Below are 2,634 nucleotides of genomic sequence, written 5' to 3'. Positions count from 1 at the left end.
CTTCGAAGGTGATCTTTCTTCTGCGGGAATTGAACTCTAGACAAGTCCTATTTTCCCAGGTCAGAGGTCACCTTCACCTATTCATCCACACCCCGGACACCCCACACCATGAAAAACCCAGGCTAGTACGAAACCGACCGTATAGCGGCTGATAGCCATGAGAGCTCGGACCGCAGAGCCCTCAGCGAATCCTTCGGACACGAGAAACTCGATCTGACTTTCGGGGGCATCCGAGCCCGCTGGCATCTGGTCACTCTTTTGACGGTGAAACTCTGCGTGCAGCCGTGCTCCATCCCGGACTGCCAGAAGCGCTGTCCGGAAGCTCCGCGCGTTGCGCAGGAGAAAGTCGTCCCAGCGCTCCCCTGACTCTGGGAGTGAGGCGTGGTGTTCGCGATCAAGCACATCAGCTGCGAGCGATCCGAGCAGGTGGGCCTTTGTCCGAAAGTGCCAGTAGAGCGCTGGCTGCTGCACCCGCAGATGCGCAGCCAGCGCCCGTGTGGTGAAACCGTCGATCCCCGTGTTATTGAGCACATGCCTCGCACCGCGCAAGACTGCTGCACGATCGAGTCGCGCTTGTTTCTGAGCCATGCTTGCACTTTATCATCGATAACTTTATCGTTGATAAGGTGTCATCTCTCACTTCCGCTCGTGGCTCGTTGGCCACGGTCCTCATCACGGCTAGCCTCGACGCCGCCGGCATGGGCCTGGTGATGCCGATTCTTCCCGCACTGCTACACGAGGCAGGGGTCACCGCTGATGCGGTTCCGCTGAACGTCGGAGTGCTGATCGCGCTCTACGCGGTAATGCAGTTCATCTTTGCCCCCGTACTGGGAACGCTGTCGGACCGATTCGGCCGCCGCCGGGTGCTGCTTGTTTCCCTGGCCGGTGCGACCGTCGACTATCTCGTGCTCGCCACGACGTCCGCTCTGTCGGTGTTCTATATCGCCCGCGCAGTGGCTGGGATAACCGGAGCGACCAATGCGGTCACCGCCACCGTGATCGCCGACATCACGCCACCCCACCAGCGCGCCAAGCGTTTCGGTTTACTCAGTGCCTGCTATGGCGGCGGAATGATCGCGGGGCCAGCCATGGGTGGACTGTTCGGTGCCATCTCGCCACATCTGCCGTTTTTGCTCGCTGCTCTTCTCTCAGCGAGCAATCTGGCACTCACCTTTATCCTGTTACGCGAGACCCGTCCTGATTCCCCTGCGCGCTCTGCGTCGCTCGCTCAGCATCGTGGTCGCCCCGGCCTCAGCGCGGTGCCTGGGATTACCTTCCTATTAATCGCATTCGGCCTTGTTCAATTCATTGGGCAGGCTCCAGGTGCGACCTGGGTGCTGTTTACTGAACACCGCCTCGACTGGAGTCCCGTCGAAGTTGGAATCTCCCTGTCCGTTTTCGGGATCGTACAGGTTCTCGTGCAGGCCCTCCTTACTGGCCGCATCGTGGAGTGGATCGGTGAGGCAAAAACAGTCATCATCGGGTGTATTACCGACGCCTTGGGTCTCGTAGGCCTGGCGATTGTCACTGACGCATTTTCCATGGCACCTATCTTGGCGGCACTGGGGATCGGTGGCATCGGCCTCCCCGCTCTGCAAACCCTTCTCTCCCAGCGCGTCGATGAACAGCACCAAGGGCGCCTCCAGGGTGTGCTCGCCAGCATCAACAGCGTCACATCGATCTTCGGACCGGTCGCTTTCACAACGATCTTCGCGCTCACTTACATCAACGCCGACGGCTTCCTCTGGCTCTGCGCCGCAGCACTCTACGTGCCCTGCGTGATTCTCATCATGCGTGGTACAGCAGCGTCCCCGAAGTTCGGCTCTTGGGCGAGCGGCGACTCGATGTGAGTTGTGAGACGTGAGCAGGAGCAACACGGCGGCGACACTGCTTCGCCATGGCCGACTAGCGAGACGGCGCCACCGGGAAACTCGGCATCATCTACCAAGGACAGGTCAGCTGGGAGCCTGATAGACCCATCGAAATGTGCGTGCCGATCGCGGAGAAGGGCCGGGCGCATCGGATCGAGCCATAGCACCATGAGTCTTCACGGAAGTGCGTCGACGGAGACTTGGTTGTGAACCGGGCCAAGGGAGAGCTGGAGGCCCTCTCCGAGTGGCTTGCCGATGACATGAGCTGGACGCTCATCGAGAAATCCACACACAGCGGCCCCAGTGCAGCCCGAGAGGTGCGCCCGCCGTTCTCCCGAGCGGGTGGAGGTCATTTCTGTCGTCACCCACGGACGACGCGCTTCCTGCGACGGCTACCTCGAGGCTGGAGGAATGCGCGTCCGTTTCAGCCATGCGTTCCGCTTCGTCAGCACCCCCAAGACCTCGATGATCGCAGAACTGCGACGCTACTGCATCGAGACGCAGGTTGACTGAGGCCTGTGCGGACAGCACGAACGACCCTTGAGCCCGTAATCTGGGAACCGCAGAAACTACCCGATCGAAACGCAACTACTTTGCCGACCCTACGGGGTTGGCTCGCGGTCGTCGTCCTTGGCCGGGCTCTGTTGCAAAAATCGTGAAGCTTGAGCATGCTTGGCGGAGATTGGACGGACGGAACGATGACGGATTTCAAGTGGCGCCATTTCCAGGGTGATGTGATCCTGTGGGCGGTGCGCTGGTATTG

Annotated in this window: 2 protein-coding genes; one reads left to right on the top strand and one right to left on the bottom strand. The window is 60.4% G+C overall.

What is annotated here, in order from left to right; translation table 11 throughout:
* Window positions 1-81: 81 nt before the first annotated feature.
* Window positions 82-588 (bottom strand): TetR/AcrR family transcriptional regulator C-terminal domain-containing protein, encoded by a 507-nt coding sequence (locus NQ034_RS15990; RefSeq protein WP_257050015.1) that lies wholly within the window; start codon window positions 586-588, stop codon window positions 82-84.
* A 38-nt stretch (window positions 589-626) separates the two neighbouring features.
* On the opposite strand from NQ034_RS15990, the gene tet(33) reads away from it, so the two are divergent.
* Window positions 627-1,850: a tetracycline efflux MFS transporter Tet(33) gene (gene tet(33), locus NQ034_RS15985; protein WP_010991840.1), complete on the top strand. Its 1,224-nt coding sequence runs from the start codon at window positions 627-629 to the stop codon at window positions 1,848-1,850.
* Window positions 1,851-2,634: the final 784 nt, after the last annotated feature.

The sequence above is a fragment of the Brevibacterium moorei genome (assembly GCF_024580735.1).
GTDB lineage: Bacteria > Actinomycetota > Actinomycetes > Actinomycetales > Brevibacteriaceae > Brevibacterium > Brevibacterium moorei.
This window is presented reverse-complemented; position numbering and strand designations above follow the sequence as displayed.